The sequence below is a fragment of the Leisingera sp. CC-HEC096 genome (genome assembly GCF_059429235.1).
Map to the genome: position 1 here is coordinate 1,027,907 of NZ_JCAIJS010000001.1, position 16,545 is coordinate 1,044,451.

A 16,545-nucleotide genomic window follows, 5' to 3' on the forward strand; every position below is an offset into this window, starting at 1 on the left:
TGCTTGGTGACGCCATAACGCGGCGGTTCAGGTTAAAACCACGTTAATAAAAACAAAGGGTTTCCCAGCCGCGACCCTATCAACCGGTCTTTGCGCGCGTCAACACGGCAACATAGAACCCGTCTGTGCCCTGCTGCACCTGCCAGCTCTGCTCCGCCGTCAGGGACCACTCAGGCTGCTCCCGGATAAAGCGTTCAACTTGCAGCGTATTCTCCGCTTGAAGCATGGAGCACGTTGCATAGGCCAGCGTGCCGCCAGGGGCCGTGAGACCCGCCGCTTTGTGCAAAATTTCCGATTGGGTTTGCAGCAGGGCCTGCAAGGCCTCTGGCGTCAGCCGCCATTTACCCTCGGGCGCCCGCCGCCATGATCCGGAGCCGGAACAGGGCACGTCGCAGAGGACGAGATCAAAGGGGGCTGTGCGGTCAACATCCGTGGAGGAGAGAAGCGTCACCCCGGTGCCTGCCCGCGCGGCGCGCTCCGGCAGGTCCTTCATCCGCTTGGGATCGGCGTCATGGGCGTGCAGGCGGATCCGGGCGCGGGCCGCCATGGCAAGGCTCTTGCCGCCGCCGCCGGCGCAATAGTCGAGAACGGACATGCCATCCTGCAGCGGCAGCTGCTCAACCACCGCTTGGCTGGCCGCGTCCTGCAGCTCAACCAGGCCGTCCGCGTAGGCCTTGGCATTGCGCAGCTTGCGGGCGCCTTCGGTGATCTCCAACGCAGTTGAAGCCGCGAGGTGCGGCTGGGTGGATATCCCCTCGGCAGCCAGAGCGTCTTGAGCTTGCTCGATTGTGCACCGGGCCGTGTTCACCCGCAGATGCACCGGAGCACGGCTGCGAAGGGCCTTCGCGGCAGTTTCGGCGTTCCGTCCGAGACTGGCACTGAATTCACGCCACAGCCAATCGGGAATATCCAGCGCCTCAGCCCCTTCAGGCGGCGGTGGCAGTTGGCGTTCAGCCTCGCTCAGCGTCGCGGGGGCGTGGCCCTGCCCGGTGAAGACCTCATCCGGGTCCTGCCCGGCCTCGCGCAAGGCGCCAAGGATCAGCCCCCGCCCGCTGCGTGCACCGCCCAAGGCCGCGTGCGAGCGCAGGCAGCGTACGGCAGTGAACACATGGTCGCGCACCGCCGCGCGATCCTTGGAGCCGGCAAAGCGGCTGCGCCGGCCCCAGGAGGTCAGCGCCTTTTCCGCCGGCTCCCCCGCCAGCACCTGGTCTAGGATTTCAATGGCCGCCTGCAGGCGGGCGGCGGGGGTCATGCCCCTGCCCCAATTTCACACACGGCCGTCATCAGTTTATCCCACCCGGTAGTTCGGCGCTTCGCGGGTGATCTGCACGTCATGCACGTGGCTTTCCTTGAGCCCGGCGCCGGTGATGCGGACAAAGTTGCAGTTCTTGCGCATCTCATCAACGGTGGCACAGCCGGTGTAGCCCATTGCCGCACGCAGACCGCCCACCAGCTGGTGGATCACCGCGTTTGCGCCGCCTTTATAGGGCACCTGGCCTTCAATGCCTTCCGGCACCAGCTTGTCGCTGGCGGCATCCTTCTGGAAGTAGCGGTCAGCGGAGCCGCGCGCCATCGCACCCATTGAGCCCATGCCGCGGTAGGATTTGTAGGAGCGGCCCTGGTACAGGATCACCTCGCCCGGGGACTCGTCAGTGCCCGCAATCATCGAACCGACCATCGCGCAGGATGCGCCGGCTGCGATCGCCTTGGCGAAGTCGCCGGAGAACTTGATGCCGCCATCCGCGATCACCGGAGTGTCGCCAGCGGCGCTTGCGCAATCCATGATCGCGGTCAGCTGGGGCACGCCAACGCCCGCCACCATGCGGGTGGTGCAGATCGAGCCCGGGCCGATGCCGACCTTAACCGCATCCGCGCCTGCGTCGATCAGCGCCCGGGTCGCTTCACCGGTGGCCACGTTGCCGGCAATCACCTGAACCTTGCTGGACAGCGCCTTGACCCGCTTCACGGCGTCGATCACACCCGCGGAATGACCATGCGCCGTGTCAACCACGACGATATCAACACCCGCGTCGATCAGTGCCTCGGAGCGTTCGAAGCCGCTGTCGCCGACGGAGCTGGCAGCCGCCACGCGCAGGCGGCCCAGCTCGTCCTTGCAGGCGGTGGGGTTCAGAACCGCCTGTTCGGTGTCCTTAAGGGTTAAAAGGCCGGTCAGCTTGCCGTTCTTATCGGTAACCAGCAGCTTTTCGATCCGGCGCGCCTTCATCAGCGACTTGGCCTCTTCCAGATCGGCCGGCTCCTGCAGCATCGCCAGGTTGTCGGAGGTCATCATGACCGAGACCGGCGTGCTGTCATCGGAAGCAAAGCGCATATCGCGGTTGGTGACGATACCAACCACGCGGCCGGAGCCGTCCACCACCGGGAAACCGGTCACCCGGTAGCGCTCCTGCAGCGCCTTGGCATCGGCCAGAGTCTGCTCGGCGGTCAGGGTGATGGGGTTGTAGACGATGCCGGAGACAAAGCGTTTCACCCGGCGCACTTCTCGGGCCTGCTCTTCGACGTTCAGGTTCTTGTGGATCACGCCCATGCCGCCGGCCTGTGCCATCGCAATCGCCATGCGGGACTCAGTCACCGTGTCCATCGCCGAGCTGAGCAGCGGGATGTTCAGCGACACCGACCGGGTAACCCGGGTGCGGGTATCGGCGGTGTTCGGAAGCACGCTGGACGCGCCCGGCACCAAAAGAACATCATCAAAGGTGAGAGCCTCACGAATCTGCATTTGTCATCCCCATGCATAACCCCGTTTGGCGGTGACCCTATGGCACAGAACCGGCCGGGGGAAAAGAGGCAGAGGGCAAGAATTCCTGCGGTGCAGAAAACCCGGCTTTTCCTGACTTGCATCAAGGACCTGTTTCACAGGAACGTTAGCACTGTGCTGCATCGAACCGCGAACAGGACTGCTCATGCCCGGACCACTGGAAAACATCACCATCCTTGACCTCACCCATGTGCTGGCCGGTCCCTATTGCTCCATGATCCTGTCCGACCTGGGCGCCAGGGTCATCAAGGTGGAGCGCCCCGGCGGCGGTGACGATACCCGAGCCTTTCCACCGTTCAAGGACGGCGAAAGCGCCTATTTCGCCACCATCAACCACGGCAAGGAAAGCATCGCGCTGGATCTGAAGGCACCAAGGGACCGCGCCATTTTCGACCGGCTGCTGGCGCAAGCCGATGTGCTGCTGGAAAACTTCCGCCCTGGGGTGATGCAGCGGCTGGGCTACGGCTGGGACGCACTGCACGCGAAATATCCGCGGCTGATCTACGGTGCCGTTTCCGGCTTCGGCCACAGCGGGCCGGATGCCCTGAAACCGGCCTATGACATGGTGGTCCAGGCCCGCGGCGGGGTTATGTCGATCACCGGAGAAAAGAACCGCGAGCCGGTGCGGGTCGGCGCCTCGATCGGCGACATCGTGGCGGGCATGTTCCTGGGCCACGGCATCCTGGCAGCGTTGCTGGACGTGCAGAAAACCGGCGAAGGCAAATTCGTCGATGTCGCCATGCTCGACAGCCAGCTGGCGCTGCTGGAGCACGCCATCGCCATCACCTCGGTGACCGGCGAAGCGCCGCAACCCTCCGGTGCGCGCCACCCGTCGATCACCCCGTTTGAAACCTTTCACGCCTCGGACGGGCTGTTTGTGATCGCCGCGGGCAACGACGCGCTGTTCGCCCGGCTGTGCGACGTTCTGGAGCTGCCGCTGGCCTCTGACCCGCGTTTTGCCACCAACCCCGCCCGCTGCGACAACGCCCGCCTTTTGAAGCGGCTGATTGAGGCCGTGACCCTTGACGGGACAAAGGCGCATTGGATTTCGCTGCTGACGGAGGCGGGCATTCCGACCGGGCCGATCCAGACCGTCGATCAGGTGCTCAAGGATCCGCAGATCCTGGCCCGCAATATGGTAGTGGATGTGCTGGGCGATGATGGCCGCCCTGAATATTTGTCAGCTGGCAATCCGATCAAGATGAGCGGCCTGCCCGACCCCGCAACCCGCCCCCCTGCCCCTCAGCTCGACGGCAGCCGGGCGCAGATTCTGGCGTGGCTGGAGGAGGTTGAAGGGCAGCAGCCCACCTGACGGCAGGACGCTCGAAATCCGCATTCCAAAGTCATCAATTTACAAAAATGCCGCCGGCAGACGGGAAAATGCCGCCCCTTGCCTTTCGCTTGCCGCAAAAGCCCATATGCTCCGCCTAAATTGCGGAATGAGAAGGCCACAGGCATGACTGACGAACCCCTCGTTGTGTTTACCCCCTCCGGCAAGCGCGGGCGTTTCCCCGCGGGCACGCCGATCCTCACCGCCGCCCGGCAGCTGGGGGTCGATCTCGACTCGGTCTGCGGCGGCCGGGGGATCTGCTCCAAGTGCCAGATCACGCCCTCCTACGGCGAATTCCCCAAGCACGGCGTAACTGTTCAGGAAGGCGCGCTCAGCGAGTGGAACAAGGTCGAGCAGCGCTACAAGGACAAGCGCGGCCTGATCGACGGCCGCCGCCTGGGCTGCCAGGCCACCGTGCAGGGCGACGTCGTGATCGACGTTCCGCCGGAAAGCCAGGTCCACCGCCAGGTGGTCCGCAAGCGCGCCGAAGCCCGCGACATCACCATGAACCCATCCACCCGGCTCTATTATGTCGAGGTTGAAGAGCCCGACATGCATAAGCCTACCGGCGATATGGAGCGCCTGATTGAGGCGCTGGACAGCCAGTGGGGCCTGAAAGGTGTCAAAACCGACCTGCATATCCTGAGCGTTCTGCAGCCAGCCCTGCGCAAGGGCAACTGGAAGGTAACCGTCGCCGTGCATCTGGGCGATGCCAGCCATCCGCCCAAGATCATGCACATCTGGCCTGGCTTCTACGAAGGCTCAGTCTACGGGCTGGCGGTTGATCTAGGCTCCACCACCATCGCTGCGCATCTTTGCGATCTGAAAACCGGTGAAGTGGTCGCCTCCTCCGGCATCATGAACCCGCAGATCCGCTTTGGCGAAGACCTGATGAGCCGCGTCTCCTATTCGATGATGAACAAGGGCGGCGACCAGGAAATGACCCGCGCGGTGCGCGAAGGCATGAACGCGCTGTTTACCCAGATCGCGGCTGAGGCCGAAATCGACAAGGCGCTGATCGTGGATGCGGTCTTTGTCTGCAACCCGGTGATGCACCATCTGTTCCTCGGCATCGACCCGTTCGAGCTGGGCCAGGCACCGTTTGCGCTGGCAACTTCCAATTCGCTGGCACTGCGCGCGGTTGAGCTGGATCTGAACATCCACCCCGCTGCCCGCGTTTATCTGCTGCCCTGCATCGCAGGCCATGTGGGTGCCGATGCCGCCGCGGTGGCGCTGTCGGAAGCCCCGGACAAATCCGAGGATCTGGTTCTGGTCGTCGACGTGGGCACCAATGCCGAGATCCTGCTTGGCAATAAAGAAAAGGTCCTCGCCTGCTCCTCCCCCACTGGCCCCGCGTTCGAGGGGGCGCAAATCTCCAGCGGCCAGCGTGCCGCCCCCGGCGCCATCGAACGGGTCGAGATCAACCCCAAGACCAAGGAGCCCCGTTTCCGCGTCATCGGATCCGAGATCTGGTCCGACGAGCCGGGATTTGCCGAATCCATTGCCACCACCGGCATCACCGGCATCTGCGGTTCCGGCATTATCGAGGCCATCGCCGAAATGCGCCTGGCCGGGGTGCTGGACGCATCCGGCCTGATCGGCTCGGCTGAGCAGACCGGGTCGGCCCGTTGCATCCAGGACGGCCGAACCAACGCCTATATGCTGTGGGACGGCTCCGCCGAGGGCGGCCCGACCATCACCGTCACCAACCCGGACATCCGCGCCATTCAAATGGCCAAGGCGGCGCTGTATTCCGGCGCGCGCTTGCTGATGGACAAGTTCGGTGTCGACAAGGTGGACCGCGTGGTGCTCGCCGGTGCCTTCGGCGCGCATATCTCGGCCAAACACGCGATGGTGCTGGGGATGATCCCTGATTGCCAGCTGGACAAGGTCACCTCGGCTGGCAACGCCGCAGGCACCGGCGCCCGCATCGCGCTGCTGAACACCGAAGCGCGCGGCGAGATCGAGGAAACCGTTCGCAACATCGAAAAGATCGAAACCGCCGTGGAGCCCCGCTTCCAGGAGCATTTCGTGAACGCCTCGGCGATCCCGAACTCGGCCGAACCCTTCCCGATCCTGGAAACCGTGGTGACACTGCCGCAGGTGAACTTCAACACCGGCGGCGGCGACAGCGAAGGGTCCGGAGGCCGCCGGCGCCGCCGCCGCGGCTGAAGACCGAAAGGCCGAAAATACCGCTGCAGCGCCCTTGACCTCCTTGGCGCTGCAGCATAATCCTGCTGTTCACAGGCGGGTATGATGTAATGGTAGCCTGTCAGCTTCCCAAGCTGAACGCGCGGGTTCGATTCCCGCTACCCGCTCCAGTTTCCGACGACATTTCAAAATGTTACCGCCATGCAGCCGGGCACGCCCGGTGCGTATCCGCCGGCAGCAAGCCTGCCGCGCGGCACAGGCCGAAGTGTGCTAAACTCGGACCATCTGCCTGCAAGGTGCGGGCGGCTTGGTTGAGAGGGTATCAGTATGACACGTCATTGTTTGACCGCAGCACTGCTTTGCGCGTTCAGCGCAGGAGCCGCACTGGCCGGCACGACCTGGGACCAAACGGGCAAAGGAACCGGAATCTCCACCAGTTCCGTCAACCAGATTGCCGAAGGCCACATGGTGATGCAGATCAGCAGTTCCTATGAAAATGTTGAAATGGATGAGGCTGAGCATCCGATGAACGGCGCCGCGGGCCCCTGTTTCGGGGCGGTTGAGGTTGCCTCTGGCCAGGTTGAGGGCGGCGGAATCTGCGCATTTACCGACAGTGCGGGCGAAAAGGTCGTATTGCATTGGGACGCTGAAGGCATGGACGACTCCGGCGCGCTGACTGGCAGCTGGACCCTGGGCGGAGGCAGCGGCCCGTGGGCTGATGCGCAGGGCGGCGGCACGTTTTCGTCCCTGACCGACCCCGAGACCGGCAAATTCGTGAACACCATCACCAGCAGCGTGACCATGCCCTAAGGCGGCGTGCGGTCCGGACCTGACTGAGACCCTCGGGCAGAGCTCCGGCCCGGCGCCCAGTGGCGGCCCGTCCGCTGACCTATTGCGCCTCTTGAACGAACGTGAGGAGCGCCCGGGTCGATCCGTCCTTCCCGTCAGCAGACCCCTCGCCACGCAATAGCGGAACCAGGGAATTGGCCAGCTCCTTGCCCAGTTCAACACCCCATTGGTCAAAGGAGTTGATGCTGAGGATCACGCCTTCGACAAACACCCGGTGTTCATAAAGCGCGATGATCTGGCCCAGCACATGAGGCGTCAGCTGCGGGTAGACCAGCGTCGTGGAGGGCCGGTTGCCCGGGAACACCCGGTGGCGCGCCTGCCGGTCCAGTTCTGCGCCCTCATAGCCGGCGGCCTTCATCAGCGCGCAGGCCTCTTCCAGGCTGCGCCCGCGCATCAGCGCCTCAGACTGCGCCAGACAATTCACCACCAGCAACTGGTGGTGCTGGTCGAGCTCCGGCTCATGCCCCTTAGCTGCGACAAGAAACTCAGCAGGCACAACCGTGGTGCCCTGATGCAGCAGCTGGTAAAAAGCGTGCTGGCCGTTGGTTCCGGGTTCCCCCCAGACAACCGGGCCGGAGTTGTAGGGCAACGGCGTGCCATCCATGGCCACGGATTTTCCGTTGGATTCCATCTCCAGTTGCTGCAGGTACGCCGGCAGGCGCCGCAGGCGCTGATCATAGGGCAGCACGGCGCGGGTCGGATAGCCGCAAACCTGATGGTGCCAGATCCCGGTGAGCGCCAGCATCACCGGCATGTTCTGCTCCCAGGGGGCCGCGCGGAAGTGGTTGTCCATCGACTTGCCGCCTGCCAGGAAGTCGCGGAAATGGTCCGGCCCGACCGCCAGCATCAGGCTCAGCCCAATCGGCCCCCAGACCGAGTAGCGGCCGCCGACCCAATCCTCGAAACCGAACACATGCTCAGGCGGGATGCCAAAAGCTGCGGTTTCTTCCTCTGACGTGGACAGCGCGAGAAACTGGCGCGCCGGAGTGCCGCCGCCGGCCTCTACCCAGCGCCGCGCCGTGGCGGCATTGGTCATGGTTTCGATGGTGGTAAATGTCTTGGAGGCAACGATCACCAAAGTTGTTTTTGGATCAAGCCGCTGCAGGATGTCATTGATGTGCGCGCCGTCCACGTTGGACACGAAATGGCAGCGCGGGCCGTCATGGTACGGCGCCAGCGCCAGCGTCGCCATCACCGGCCCCAGATCGGAGCCGCCAATGCCGATATTAACCACATCGGTGAAGGTGCCGCCCGGCCCGGCCAGAGCACCCGAGCGCACCCGGCGCGCCAGATCCTCCATCCGCTCCAGTGTGTGCCGCAAAGGCGCGCGCACGTCCTCTCCATCGACCAGCAATTCCGGCCCGTCCGGGTCGCGCAAAGCAGTATGCAGCACCGCGCGCTGTTCCGTTTCGTTGATCTGCCCGCCGTCGAACATGGCCGCACGCCGCCCGGCCACGTCCCGACCCTCGCAAAGGGCAGTCAGGCCTTCTCGCACCTCTGCAGTGATCCGGGTTTTGGAATAATCGAACAACAGCGTTTCGGACCGCACGCTGAAACTGCTGGCGCGCTGCGGGTCCTCTTCAAAAAGTTCAGTTATATCTCCGCCGCATTTCTCTGCATGCAGCGTCTTCAAACCTTCAAACATACTTAGTTTTCCTGAAAATCAAGGTGCCCAATGGACGGAGGCCTCGGACAATACGGCCTGGACCGGCGCATCTTCCGGCGGCAAGGACATCGCTTGTTCAAGCGCCCGCCGTTTGGCATCGCCGAATATTACCAAATGCTTTGCAATCGCACCGTCCAGCACCCGTGCGGTCAGACTGACCCGGGGCTCCGGCTGGCTGTCCGGACGCATGACCGTGAGCGCAGGCGCATCCGGCTCCAAAGCCGCTTCAATACCCGCCGTGCCGGGGAACAGAGACGCAGTGTGCATGTCCTCGCCCATGCCCAGCAGCAGAACCGACAGCGGCAGCTCCGGCACCACCCGGCTCTCGAGTTCCGCCAGAACATCCTCAGGCTCGCGCTCCGGCACATGGAACGGCAGGAATTGCGCCGCAGACGCCCGGTTTTGCAGGAGCCGCGCCCGGATCATCGCAGCGTTGGACCGCGCGCTGTCCGCGGGCACCCAGCGTTCGTCTGTCGCCATCACATGCACCCGGTCCCATTCGATGTCCGCAGCGCACAGATCGTCAAAGATGAGGCCCGGCGTGGACCCGCCAGCGACCGCAAAGGATACTGTATCGTGATGCAGAAGATGGGTTTTCAAATCCCCGGCGATTTCGTTCGCAACTTCAATCGCCAGCATGTCCTGGTCAGGGTACTCGTTGAATTTCATGGGTTTATCCCCCTCCATTCACGCCCATCGCGGCGCATCAGCAAATCGGCATCCCCGGGACCGGTACTGCCGCTTTCATAAGGTTTAGGCACATCGCCCCGGGACTTCCAGCCCGCAATAAGCGGATCTGTCCAGGCCCAGGCCGCCTCCACTTCGTCCCCCCTCATAAACAACGTCTGGTTGCCGCGCACAACATCCATAATCAGCCGCTCGTAGGCATCCGGCGGATCGCCGCCCTCCGGCCCCAGCGCCTCGGCAAAGCTCATGTCCAAGGGCACGTCGATCAGCCGCATGCCGCCCTGCCCCGGTTCCTTGATGGTCACGCTGAGCGTGATCCCCTCATTCGGCTGCAGGCGGATCTTCAGGTGATTGGCATGGCGGCCCGCCTCGGCCCCAAAGATCGAATGCGGCGCGTCCTTGAACATCACGTTGATGACCGAGGAGCGGTTCACCAGCCGCTTGCCGGTGCGAAGGTAGAACGGCGTGCCCGCCCACCGCCAGTTGCTGATATGCGCCTTCAGCGCCACATAGCTCTCAGTCGTGCTGCGCGGGTTGCCGACCAGACCGCGGTAGGACGGATGCGGCGCCTCCGGGTCCAGCCGCGCCTGATACTGGCCGCGCACGATGTGATGCGGCTCCACCGGGTCCAGCGCGCGTATCACCTTGAGCTTCTCGTCGCGTACCGCGTCCGGGTCGAATTTCGCGGGCGGCTCCATCGCGATCAGGCACAGAAGCTGCATCAGATGGTTCTGCATCATGTCGCGCATGGCACCAGCGCGCTCATAGTATTCCTCGCGCCCCTCGACGCCAACGGTTTCGGCCACGGTGATCTGGATGTGATCGACATACTGGCTGTTCCAAAGCGGCTCGAACAGCATGTTGCCAAAGCGGACCGCCATCAGGTTCTGCACCGTTTCCTTGCCCAGGTAGTGATCAATCCGGTAGATCTGGCTTTCGTCAAAATGACTGGCGAGCGTCCGGTTCAACTCCCTTGCAGAGGCCAGATCGCGGCCAAAGGGTTTTTCCACCACGATCCGGGTCTGCGGAGTGGCAAGACCGTATCTGTGCAGGCGCTCCGCCAACGGACCGAACAGCGCCGGGCCGACAGAGAAATAGAACATGCTGATCCGCTGATCCTCTGCCCCCTCCAGCTCTTGCCCAAGCTGCTGCCAGCCCGACTCGCCCAAAGCATCCAGCGAAACGTAGCTGACCCGCTCCAGGAACGCCTCAAGCGCGCCGCCGCCACAAGCCTTGGGGCCTGCGTGCTCGCGGATCGATTCCGCAACAACAGTACGGTAGTCCGCGCTGCTCATGGCCGTGCGCGCGGCGCCGATGATCCGCTCACCGCCCGGCAGCTGGCCGGCGCAATGGCGGCGGAACAGCGCGGGCAGAATCTTGCGCTGCGCCAGATCGCCCGTGCCGCCGAAAATCACCAGGTCAAACGGGTCGACCGGTATCACACGCGAAACCATTATTGTTCTTCCTGTCTAAGCCGGTGCAAGCGCGGCACACCGCCGCTCACATCCCTGTCATGTGCCTGCCCGGCTGCTTTCATTTCCTGCCTAGTATAAGGTAGCTTCCGGCGAAAGAAACGCCTCAGAGGACATCTGCATGAAAGACCTGCAAAAACCCGTCGCGAACCTAGGCAAGTTTCAAGACGCTTACGTGACGGCAGACGGTCAGGAACGCGCCTCTGTTCCGCTCAGCGACCCGCAGACCCTTTGGTTCAACACCGGAACTTTGTGCAATATCGAATGCAGCAACTGCTATATCCTGAGCTCCCCTACCAACGATGCGCTGGTCTATCTGACCGAGGCTGAGGTGCAGAGCTATCTGGATCAGATCGCAGCACGCGGCTGGCCAATCCGCGAAATCGGCTTCACCGGCGGCGAGCCTTTCATGAACCCCGGGATGATCGCAATGACCCGCGCCGCGCTGGAGCGAGGGTTCGAGGTTCTGATCCTCACCAACGCCATGCGCCCGATGATGCGCAAACCGGTGAAGGCCGGGCTTCTGGACTTGCGCGAACGGTTTGGAGACAAGCTGACCCTGCGGATATCCGTCGATCACCACAGTGCGGCGCTGCACGACGAGGAGCGCGGCGCAGGCAGCTTTGCCAGGACCATCGAAGGCATGGAATGGCTGCGCGACAATGGTTTCCGGATGGCCGTGGCCGGCCGCACGGTCTGGGGGGAGAGTGAAGCCGAAGCCCGCACCGGTTATGCCGCGCTGTTTGCCTCGCATGGCTTTGCAATCGACGCGCAGGACCCAGGCCAGACAGTGCTGTTTCCGGAAATGGATGAACGTGTGGAAGTTCCCGAAATCACAACCGCGTGCTGGGGCATTCTCAACAAGAGCCCGCAAGATGTCATGTGCGCGTCATCACGGATGGTGGTCAAACGTAAAGGCGCAGAGACACCCGCCGTTCTCGCCTGCACCCTGCTGCCCTACGCGCCGGAGTTCGAATTGGGGACAACCTTGGCCGAGGCCGAACAGGCAGTGCAGCTGAACCACCCCCACTGCGCCAAATTCTGCGTCCTTGGGGGGGCCAGCTGCTCCGCCTGACTGGCCGTTAGTACTCCCAGTCTCCGGTGGTGAAATTGGCGGCGCTCAACGTCACGTCGCTGGTGAATTCCACCAGCACATTATCGCCATAGTACAGCTTGTTCTCGGCGTTGCTCATGTACAGGCGGTCTTCGCTGGCGTCCTCCCACTCCGACCTGTCGAAGGTCACGTCAGTGTTGCGGGAGATCGTTCCGGCGGCTTCGTCAGCGTCAAAAACAAACACATCATTCTGGGCTGAGAAGTCATCCAGAACCGCAACCGTGGAATAAGCGTCCAGCTCGATGAACAGCTCATCCTTGCCCGACCCGGTAGAGATCGTGTCGGCAGCGTTTTTAAAGCTGCCGGTCAGAATATAGATATCGTCGTTGCCCCCGCCCGCTTTCAGACGTTCTGAGTGCATCCCTTCCAGAACGATCGTGTCGGCGCCGGAACCGGTACGGATATTCGCGGTCAAACCGTCGGGATAAGCAATGGTGGTTCCATTAATGACCACAGTATCCTTACCCTTGCCAGTGGAGACACTGAGGCCTGCGGTTACATTCCAGAACCCGTTGAATTCAAAGTAGTCACTGCCTGCGCCAGTGTTCACGCGCAGGTCGCTGACATCGTGCTCAGTTGAATACTCGACATGATCATTGCCTGCCAGGGTCTTGATCTTGACGGTTGCATCCCCCGCAGCCGCCCACTGCCGGATGTCCAGAGTGTCGTCCTGGCGGCCGGACCGGATAACGAAATCTCCATCGCCCGTGCTGGTCCCCAGGTCTATGCCGTAATCCCAATGCTCAACGGACCGGACGCTTGTCTCGATGTTGGAGAGGTCCAGAGTAAACCCGCCGGTGATCTGCGTGTCGATCTCCGAGGACACGGTGTCGTAGCCGGCGCCGCCATTGAAGCTGAGCTGACTGTAGTCGCTCAGCGTGCTGCCGTTCATTAAATCGAAATTGAGCGTACCGAGCGTGTCGGCTCCGCCCCCGCCGAAGAACCGGTCTGACAAGTCGGGGTACAGCACGCCGTTCACGTCGTGATGGTAAATTGAAAACGTGTCGTCGCCGTCCCGGCCGTACAAGCTCTCGCGAATTGTTTGGGTGGCTTCCAGGTCGTTGTCGAACCTGGTTCCCAGAATATATTTACGCATTAATTCCTGCCGTGCTTTCCGATTATTGACTGCCCGCAATTGTCTGGTGCCGCCCGAATCCGCCGCACTGCACCAGAGAACTTAACACGCATAGGAGTAAGGCCGCCGTTTGGTTCCCGCAATATCAAAGGAACTTCCCTGCGCCCCAAAGCCGCCAGCCTCCTTCAGGACAGGACCGGCCTAGTGGATCGGGAACTCGCCAACGACATTACGCCATTGTCCCGGCCCGATCATCTTGCGGTGGGTAAAGCGTACTGAATGCAAGGGCCCCTCGATCTCCCGGTGCCAGAATTCGATGAACTCAAACAGCCGCGGGTGATCCGGCGCAAGATCGTATTCCTGCCAGACAAACGTATTCAGAACATGGATGTAATCGGGCATCCGGTAGGTGAATTCCGCCGTGGTCAGCCCGTATCCTTTCAGCATCAGCTCGGTTTCGCTGGTCTCCATCTCTAGCCTCCAATTCTTACCCCCTCCTGTTGATGCTAGGGTGCAATTGGTTAATTTCCTCAAAAACAGTGCGTTACCACCGCGTGAACGGCTGGAATCCGGCAATTCCGGGCTGTGTGCTTGCGCCCCATATACGGTCTCTGATAGGGTGCGAACACAATATATAGAGCCAGAAGAAAGAGCGGGCAGCCAACGTGAGCGATACGCCGGAAACTCCTGAAAACATGGACGAAAACCTGCCGGAACGCCCGGCCTATGACGGGCCGACCGTTTCCATCGAAGCCGAGATGCGCAACTCGTATCTCGACTATGCGATGTCGGTCATCGTCAGCCGTGCAATTCCCGACCTGCGGGACGGCCTGAAACCGGTGCACCGCCGCATTCTCTATGCGATGCACGAATCCGGCAACACCCACGACAAGGCCTACCGCAAGTCGGCGCGCCCTGTCGGCGACGTGATGGGTAAATACCACCCGCACGGCGACAGCGCGATCTATGACGCGCTGGTGCGGATGGCGCAGGACTTCTCGATGTCGCTGCCGCTTCTGGACGGCCAGGGCAACTTCGGCTCGATGGACGGCGACAACCCGGCGGCCATGCGTTACACCGAGGTCCGCATGGACAAGCCCGCCGCGGCGATCCTGGCGGATATCGAAAAAGAAACCGTCGATTTCCAGGACAACTACGACGGCAAGGACCGCGAGCCGACCGTGCTCCCGGCCCGCTTCCCGAACATGCTGGTCAACGGCGCCGGCGGTATCGCGGTCGGCATGGCCACCAACATCCCGCCGCACAACCTGGGCGAAGTGGTCGACGCAACGCTTGCGCTGATCGACGACCCGGATCTGACCAGCGAACAGCTGATCGAGTACATCCCCGGCCCCGACTTCCCGACCGGCGGTGTGATGCTGGGCCGCTCCGGTGCCCGCAAGGCCTATCTTGAGGGCCGCGGCAGCGTGATCATCCGCTCGAAAACCCGCGTCGAGGAGATCCGCAAGGACCGCTATGCCATTGTCGTGGACGAGATCCCCTATCAGGTGAACAAGGCCGCGATGATCGAGAAGATTGCAGAGCAGGTCCGCGAAAAGCGGATCGAGGGCGTGGCGCATGTGCAGGACGAATCCGACCGCAATGGCGTGCGTGTGGTGGTCGAGCTAAAGCGGGACGCAACGCCCGAGGTGGTGCTGAACCAGCTGTTCCGCTTCACCCCGATGCAGACCTCCTTCGGCTGCAACATGCTGGCGCTGAACGGCGGCCGGCCGGAGCAGCTGACGCTTCGCAAGTTCCTGACCTCCTTCATCGATTTCCGTGAGGACGTTGTCGCCCGCCGCACCGCGCACCTGTTGCGCAAAGCGCGTGAGCGCAGCCACATCCTGTGCGGTTTGGCTGTTGCGGTCTCCAACGTTGATGAAATCGTTGCCACCATCCGCTCTTCGGCAGATGCGGCTGAAGCGCGTGAAAAGCTGATGACCCGGCGCTGGCCGGCCGCCGACATCGCGGACTACATCCGCCTGATCGACGACCCGACCCACAAGATGAACGACGACGGGACCTATAACCTGTCCGAAACCCAGGCCCGCGCCATCCTGGAACTGCGCCTGCAGCGCCTGACCCAGATCGGCGTCAAGGAAGTCACCGACGAGCTGGAAGAACTGGCGGCCAAGATCAAGGAATACCTTGAGATTCTGTCCTCGCGCGAGCGCATCATGGGCATCATCGGCGACGAGCTGCGCGAAGTGCGCGACAACTTCGCCGTGCCGCGCCGCACCGAGATCGTCGACTGGTCCGGCGACATGGAGGACGAGGACCTGATAGAGCGCGAGGACATGGTGGTGACCGTGACCTCCGGCGGCTACATCAAGCGCACTCCGCTGGCCGATTTCCGCGCCCAGAAGCGCGGCGGCAAAGGCGTGTCGGGCATGCAAACCAAGGAAGAGGATGTGATCACCACCCTCTTCGTGGCCAACACCCATACCCAACTGTTGTTCTTCACCACAGACGGCATGGTCTACAAGCTCAAGACCTGGCGCCTGCCGCAGGGCGGCCGCACCTCCAAGGGCAAGGCGATTGTGAACATCCTGCCGATCCCGACAGGCGTGTCCATCGCCGCCATCATGCCGGTCGATGTGCCGGATGAGGAATGGGAAAACCTGCAGGTGGTTTTTGCGACCTCCGGCGGGGACGTGCGCCGCAATCGGCTGTCGGATTTCACAAACGTCCGCCGCAACGGCAAGATCGCGATGAAACTGCCGGAAGACGGCTCCGTCAAACTGGTGAACGTGCGCATCTGCTCGGAAGACGACGATGTGATGCTGTTCACCAACTCAGGCCGCGCCATCCGCTTCCGCTCCACGGACGTGCGGGTGTTCAACTCGCGCGAGTCCACCGGTGTGCGCGGCATCAAGCTGACCGGCGAGGACAGTGTTGTCTCGATGTCCGTCATCCGCCACTCCAAGTACACACCGGAGCAGCGAACGGCCTACCTCAAGATGCGCCGGGCAATGGCCGGCCTGACCGACGACGCCGACGCTTCGGATGAGGATGCACCCGAGGATCCGAACTTCTCCACCGAGCTCTATGCAGAGATGTCGGCAGCGGAGAACCTGATCCTGACGATTACCGCGGGCGGCTCGGGCAAGCTGTCGTCCTCGCACGACTACCCGGTGCGCGGCCGCGGCGGCATGGGTGTGACCGCGATGGACAAGGCGATGCGCGGCGGTGAGATCGTGGCTTCCTTCCCGGTTGAGATGGACGACCAGATCATGCTGGCCACCTCCAAGGGTCAGTCGATCCGGGTGCCCGTCGATGGCATCTCCTTCCGCTCGCGCTCGGCCGGCGGCGTGCGGGTGTTCAACACCGGCAAGGGTGAGGAAGTGGTATCCGTCGCCTGGATCGCCGAAAACGGCGAGGAAGAGGACGGCGGCGAAGAATAAGCCCGTCCCATTGGAAACGCT

General features: G+C 62.8%; 12 protein-coding genes and 1 tRNA gene. 6 read left to right on the forward strand and 7 right to left on the reverse strand.

The annotated features are described in order from the left end of the window. Positions 1-79 precede the first annotated feature (79 nt). Both AC5STI_RS05085 and guaB read right to left on the reverse strand, forming a co-directional pair. Positions 80-1,252, reverse strand: a complete 1,173-nt coding sequence (locus AC5STI_RS05085) for an RsmB/NOP family class I SAM-dependent RNA methyltransferase (RefSeq protein WP_495445835.1) — start codon at positions 1,250-1,252, stop codon at positions 80-82. A 36-nt stretch (positions 1,253-1,288) separates the two neighbouring features. Next, a complete protein-coding gene (gene guaB, locus AC5STI_RS05090; protein ID WP_475052211.1) occupies positions 1,289-2,737 on the reverse strand; it encodes an IMP dehydrogenase in 1,449 nt (482 codons plus the stop codon). Between the two features lie 184 nt (positions 2,738-2,921). Between guaB and AC5STI_RS05095 the strand changes: the two genes are divergently transcribed. From AC5STI_RS05095 to AC5STI_RS05110, 4 genes are all read left to right on the forward strand, one after another. Continuing rightward, a complete protein-coding gene (locus AC5STI_RS05095) occupies positions 2,922-4,088 on the forward strand; it encodes a CaiB/BaiF CoA transferase family protein (RefSeq protein ID WP_495445837.1) in 1,167 nt (388 codons plus the stop codon). 144 nt (positions 4,089-4,232) lie between these two features. After that, positions 4,233-6,278 (forward strand): ASKHA domain-containing protein, encoded by a 2,046-nt coding sequence (locus AC5STI_RS05100; RefSeq protein WP_495445839.1) that lies wholly within the window; start codon positions 4,233-4,235, stop codon positions 6,276-6,278. Between the two features lie 75 nt (positions 6,279-6,353). After that, positions 6,354-6,427 (forward strand) — tRNA-Gly (locus AC5STI_RS05105). Positions 6,428-6,584: 157 nt separating this feature from the next. Beyond that, positions 6,585-7,067 carry a hypothetical protein gene (locus AC5STI_RS05110; RefSeq protein WP_490397381.1) on the forward strand — a complete coding sequence of 161 codons (483 nt, stop codon included), beginning with the start codon at positions 6,585-6,587 and terminating at the stop codon, positions 7,065-7,067. 79 nt (positions 7,068-7,146) lie between these two features. Here AC5STI_RS05110 and pgi read toward each other — a convergent pair whose 3' ends face one another. From pgi to zwf, 3 genes are read right to left on the reverse strand one after another with little or no spacing between them, the layout of a single operon-like run. Continuing rightward, entirely contained in the window at positions 7,147-8,751 is a 1,605-nt protein-coding gene (gene pgi, locus AC5STI_RS05115; RefSeq protein ID WP_495445841.1) for a glucose-6-phosphate isomerase, read from the reverse strand. Between the two features lie 18 nt (positions 8,752-8,769). Further along, entirely contained in the window at positions 8,770-9,441 is a 672-nt protein-coding gene (gene pgl / locus AC5STI_RS05120) for a 6-phosphogluconolactonase (RefSeq protein WP_495445843.1), read from the reverse strand. Then, entirely contained in the window at positions 9,438-10,913 is a 1,476-nt protein-coding gene (gene zwf, locus AC5STI_RS05125) for a glucose-6-phosphate dehydrogenase (RefSeq protein WP_495445845.1), read from the reverse strand. Before zwf ends, pgl begins: the two co-directional genes overlap by 4 nt. Before the next feature lie 139 nt (positions 10,914-11,052). Between zwf and AC5STI_RS05130 the strand changes: the two genes are divergently transcribed. Continuing rightward, positions 11,053-12,006: a radical SAM protein gene (locus tag AC5STI_RS05130; protein ID WP_495445847.1), complete on the forward strand. Its 954-nt coding sequence runs from the start codon at positions 11,053-11,055 to the stop codon at positions 12,004-12,006. A gap of 7 nt (positions 12,007-12,013) precedes the next feature. Here AC5STI_RS05130 and AC5STI_RS05135 read toward each other — a convergent pair whose 3' ends face one another. After that, positions 12,014-13,141, reverse strand: a complete 1,128-nt coding sequence (locus AC5STI_RS05135; protein ID WP_495445849.1) for a hypothetical protein — start codon at positions 13,139-13,141, stop codon at positions 12,014-12,016. A 180-nt stretch (positions 13,142-13,321) separates the two neighbouring features. Beyond that, positions 13,322-13,591 (reverse strand): usg protein, encoded by a 270-nt coding sequence (locus tag AC5STI_RS05140; RefSeq protein WP_475052227.1) that lies wholly within the window; start codon positions 13,589-13,591, stop codon positions 13,322-13,324. Between the two features lie 224 nt (positions 13,592-13,815). On the opposite strand from AC5STI_RS05140, the gene gyrA reads away from it, so the two are divergent. After that, positions 13,816-16,524, forward strand: a complete 2,709-nt coding sequence (gene gyrA / locus AC5STI_RS05145; protein ID WP_475053142.1) for a DNA gyrase subunit A — start codon at positions 13,816-13,818, stop codon at positions 16,522-16,524. Positions 16,525-16,545: the final 21 nt, after the last annotated feature.

What these genes read in the sequence shown, in the direction of transcription:
- AC5STI_RS05085 (WP_495445835.1), bottom strand. Translation starts at nt 1,252, where the DNA reads ATGACCCCCGCCGCCCGCCTGCAGGCGGCCATTGAAATCCTAGACCAG.
- guaB (WP_475052211.1), bottom strand. Translation starts at nt 2,737, where the DNA reads ATGCAGATTCGTGAGGCTCTCACCTTTGATGATGTTCTTTTGGTGCCG.
- AC5STI_RS05095 (WP_495445837.1), top strand. Translation starts at nt 2,922, where the DNA reads ATGCCCGGACCACTGGAAAACATCACCATCCTTGACCTCACCCATGTG.
- AC5STI_RS05100 (WP_495445839.1), top strand. Translation starts at nt 4,233, where the DNA reads ATGACTGACGAACCCCTCGTTGTGTTTACCCCCTCCGGCAAGCGCGGG.
- AC5STI_RS05110 (WP_490397381.1), top strand. Translation starts at nt 6,585, where the DNA reads ATGACACGTCATTGTTTGACCGCAGCACTGCTTTGCGCGTTCAGCGCA.
- pgi (WP_495445841.1), bottom strand. Translation starts at nt 8,751, where the DNA reads ATGTTTGAAGGTTTGAAGACGCTGCATGCAGAGAAATGCGGCGGAGAT.
- pgl (WP_495445843.1), bottom strand. Translation starts at nt 9,441, where the DNA reads ATGAAATTCAACGAGTACCCTGACCAGGACATGCTGGCGATTGAAGTT.
- zwf (WP_495445845.1), bottom strand. Translation starts at nt 10,913, where the DNA reads ATGGTTTCGCGTGTGATACCGGTCGACCCGTTTGACCTGGTGATTTTC.
- AC5STI_RS05130 (WP_495445847.1), top strand. Translation starts at nt 11,053, where the DNA reads ATGAAAGACCTGCAAAAACCCGTCGCGAACCTAGGCAAGTTTCAAGAC.
- AC5STI_RS05135 (WP_495445849.1), bottom strand. Translation starts at nt 13,141, where the DNA reads ATGCGTAAATATATTCTGGGAACCAGGTTCGACAACGACCTGGAAGCC.
- AC5STI_RS05140 (WP_475052227.1), bottom strand. Translation starts at nt 13,591, where the DNA reads ATGGAGACCAGCGAAACCGAGCTGATGCTGAAAGGATACGGGCTGACC.
- gyrA (WP_475053142.1), top strand. Translation starts at nt 13,816, where the DNA reads ATGGACGAAAACCTGCCGGAACGCCCGGCCTATGACGGGCCGACCGTT.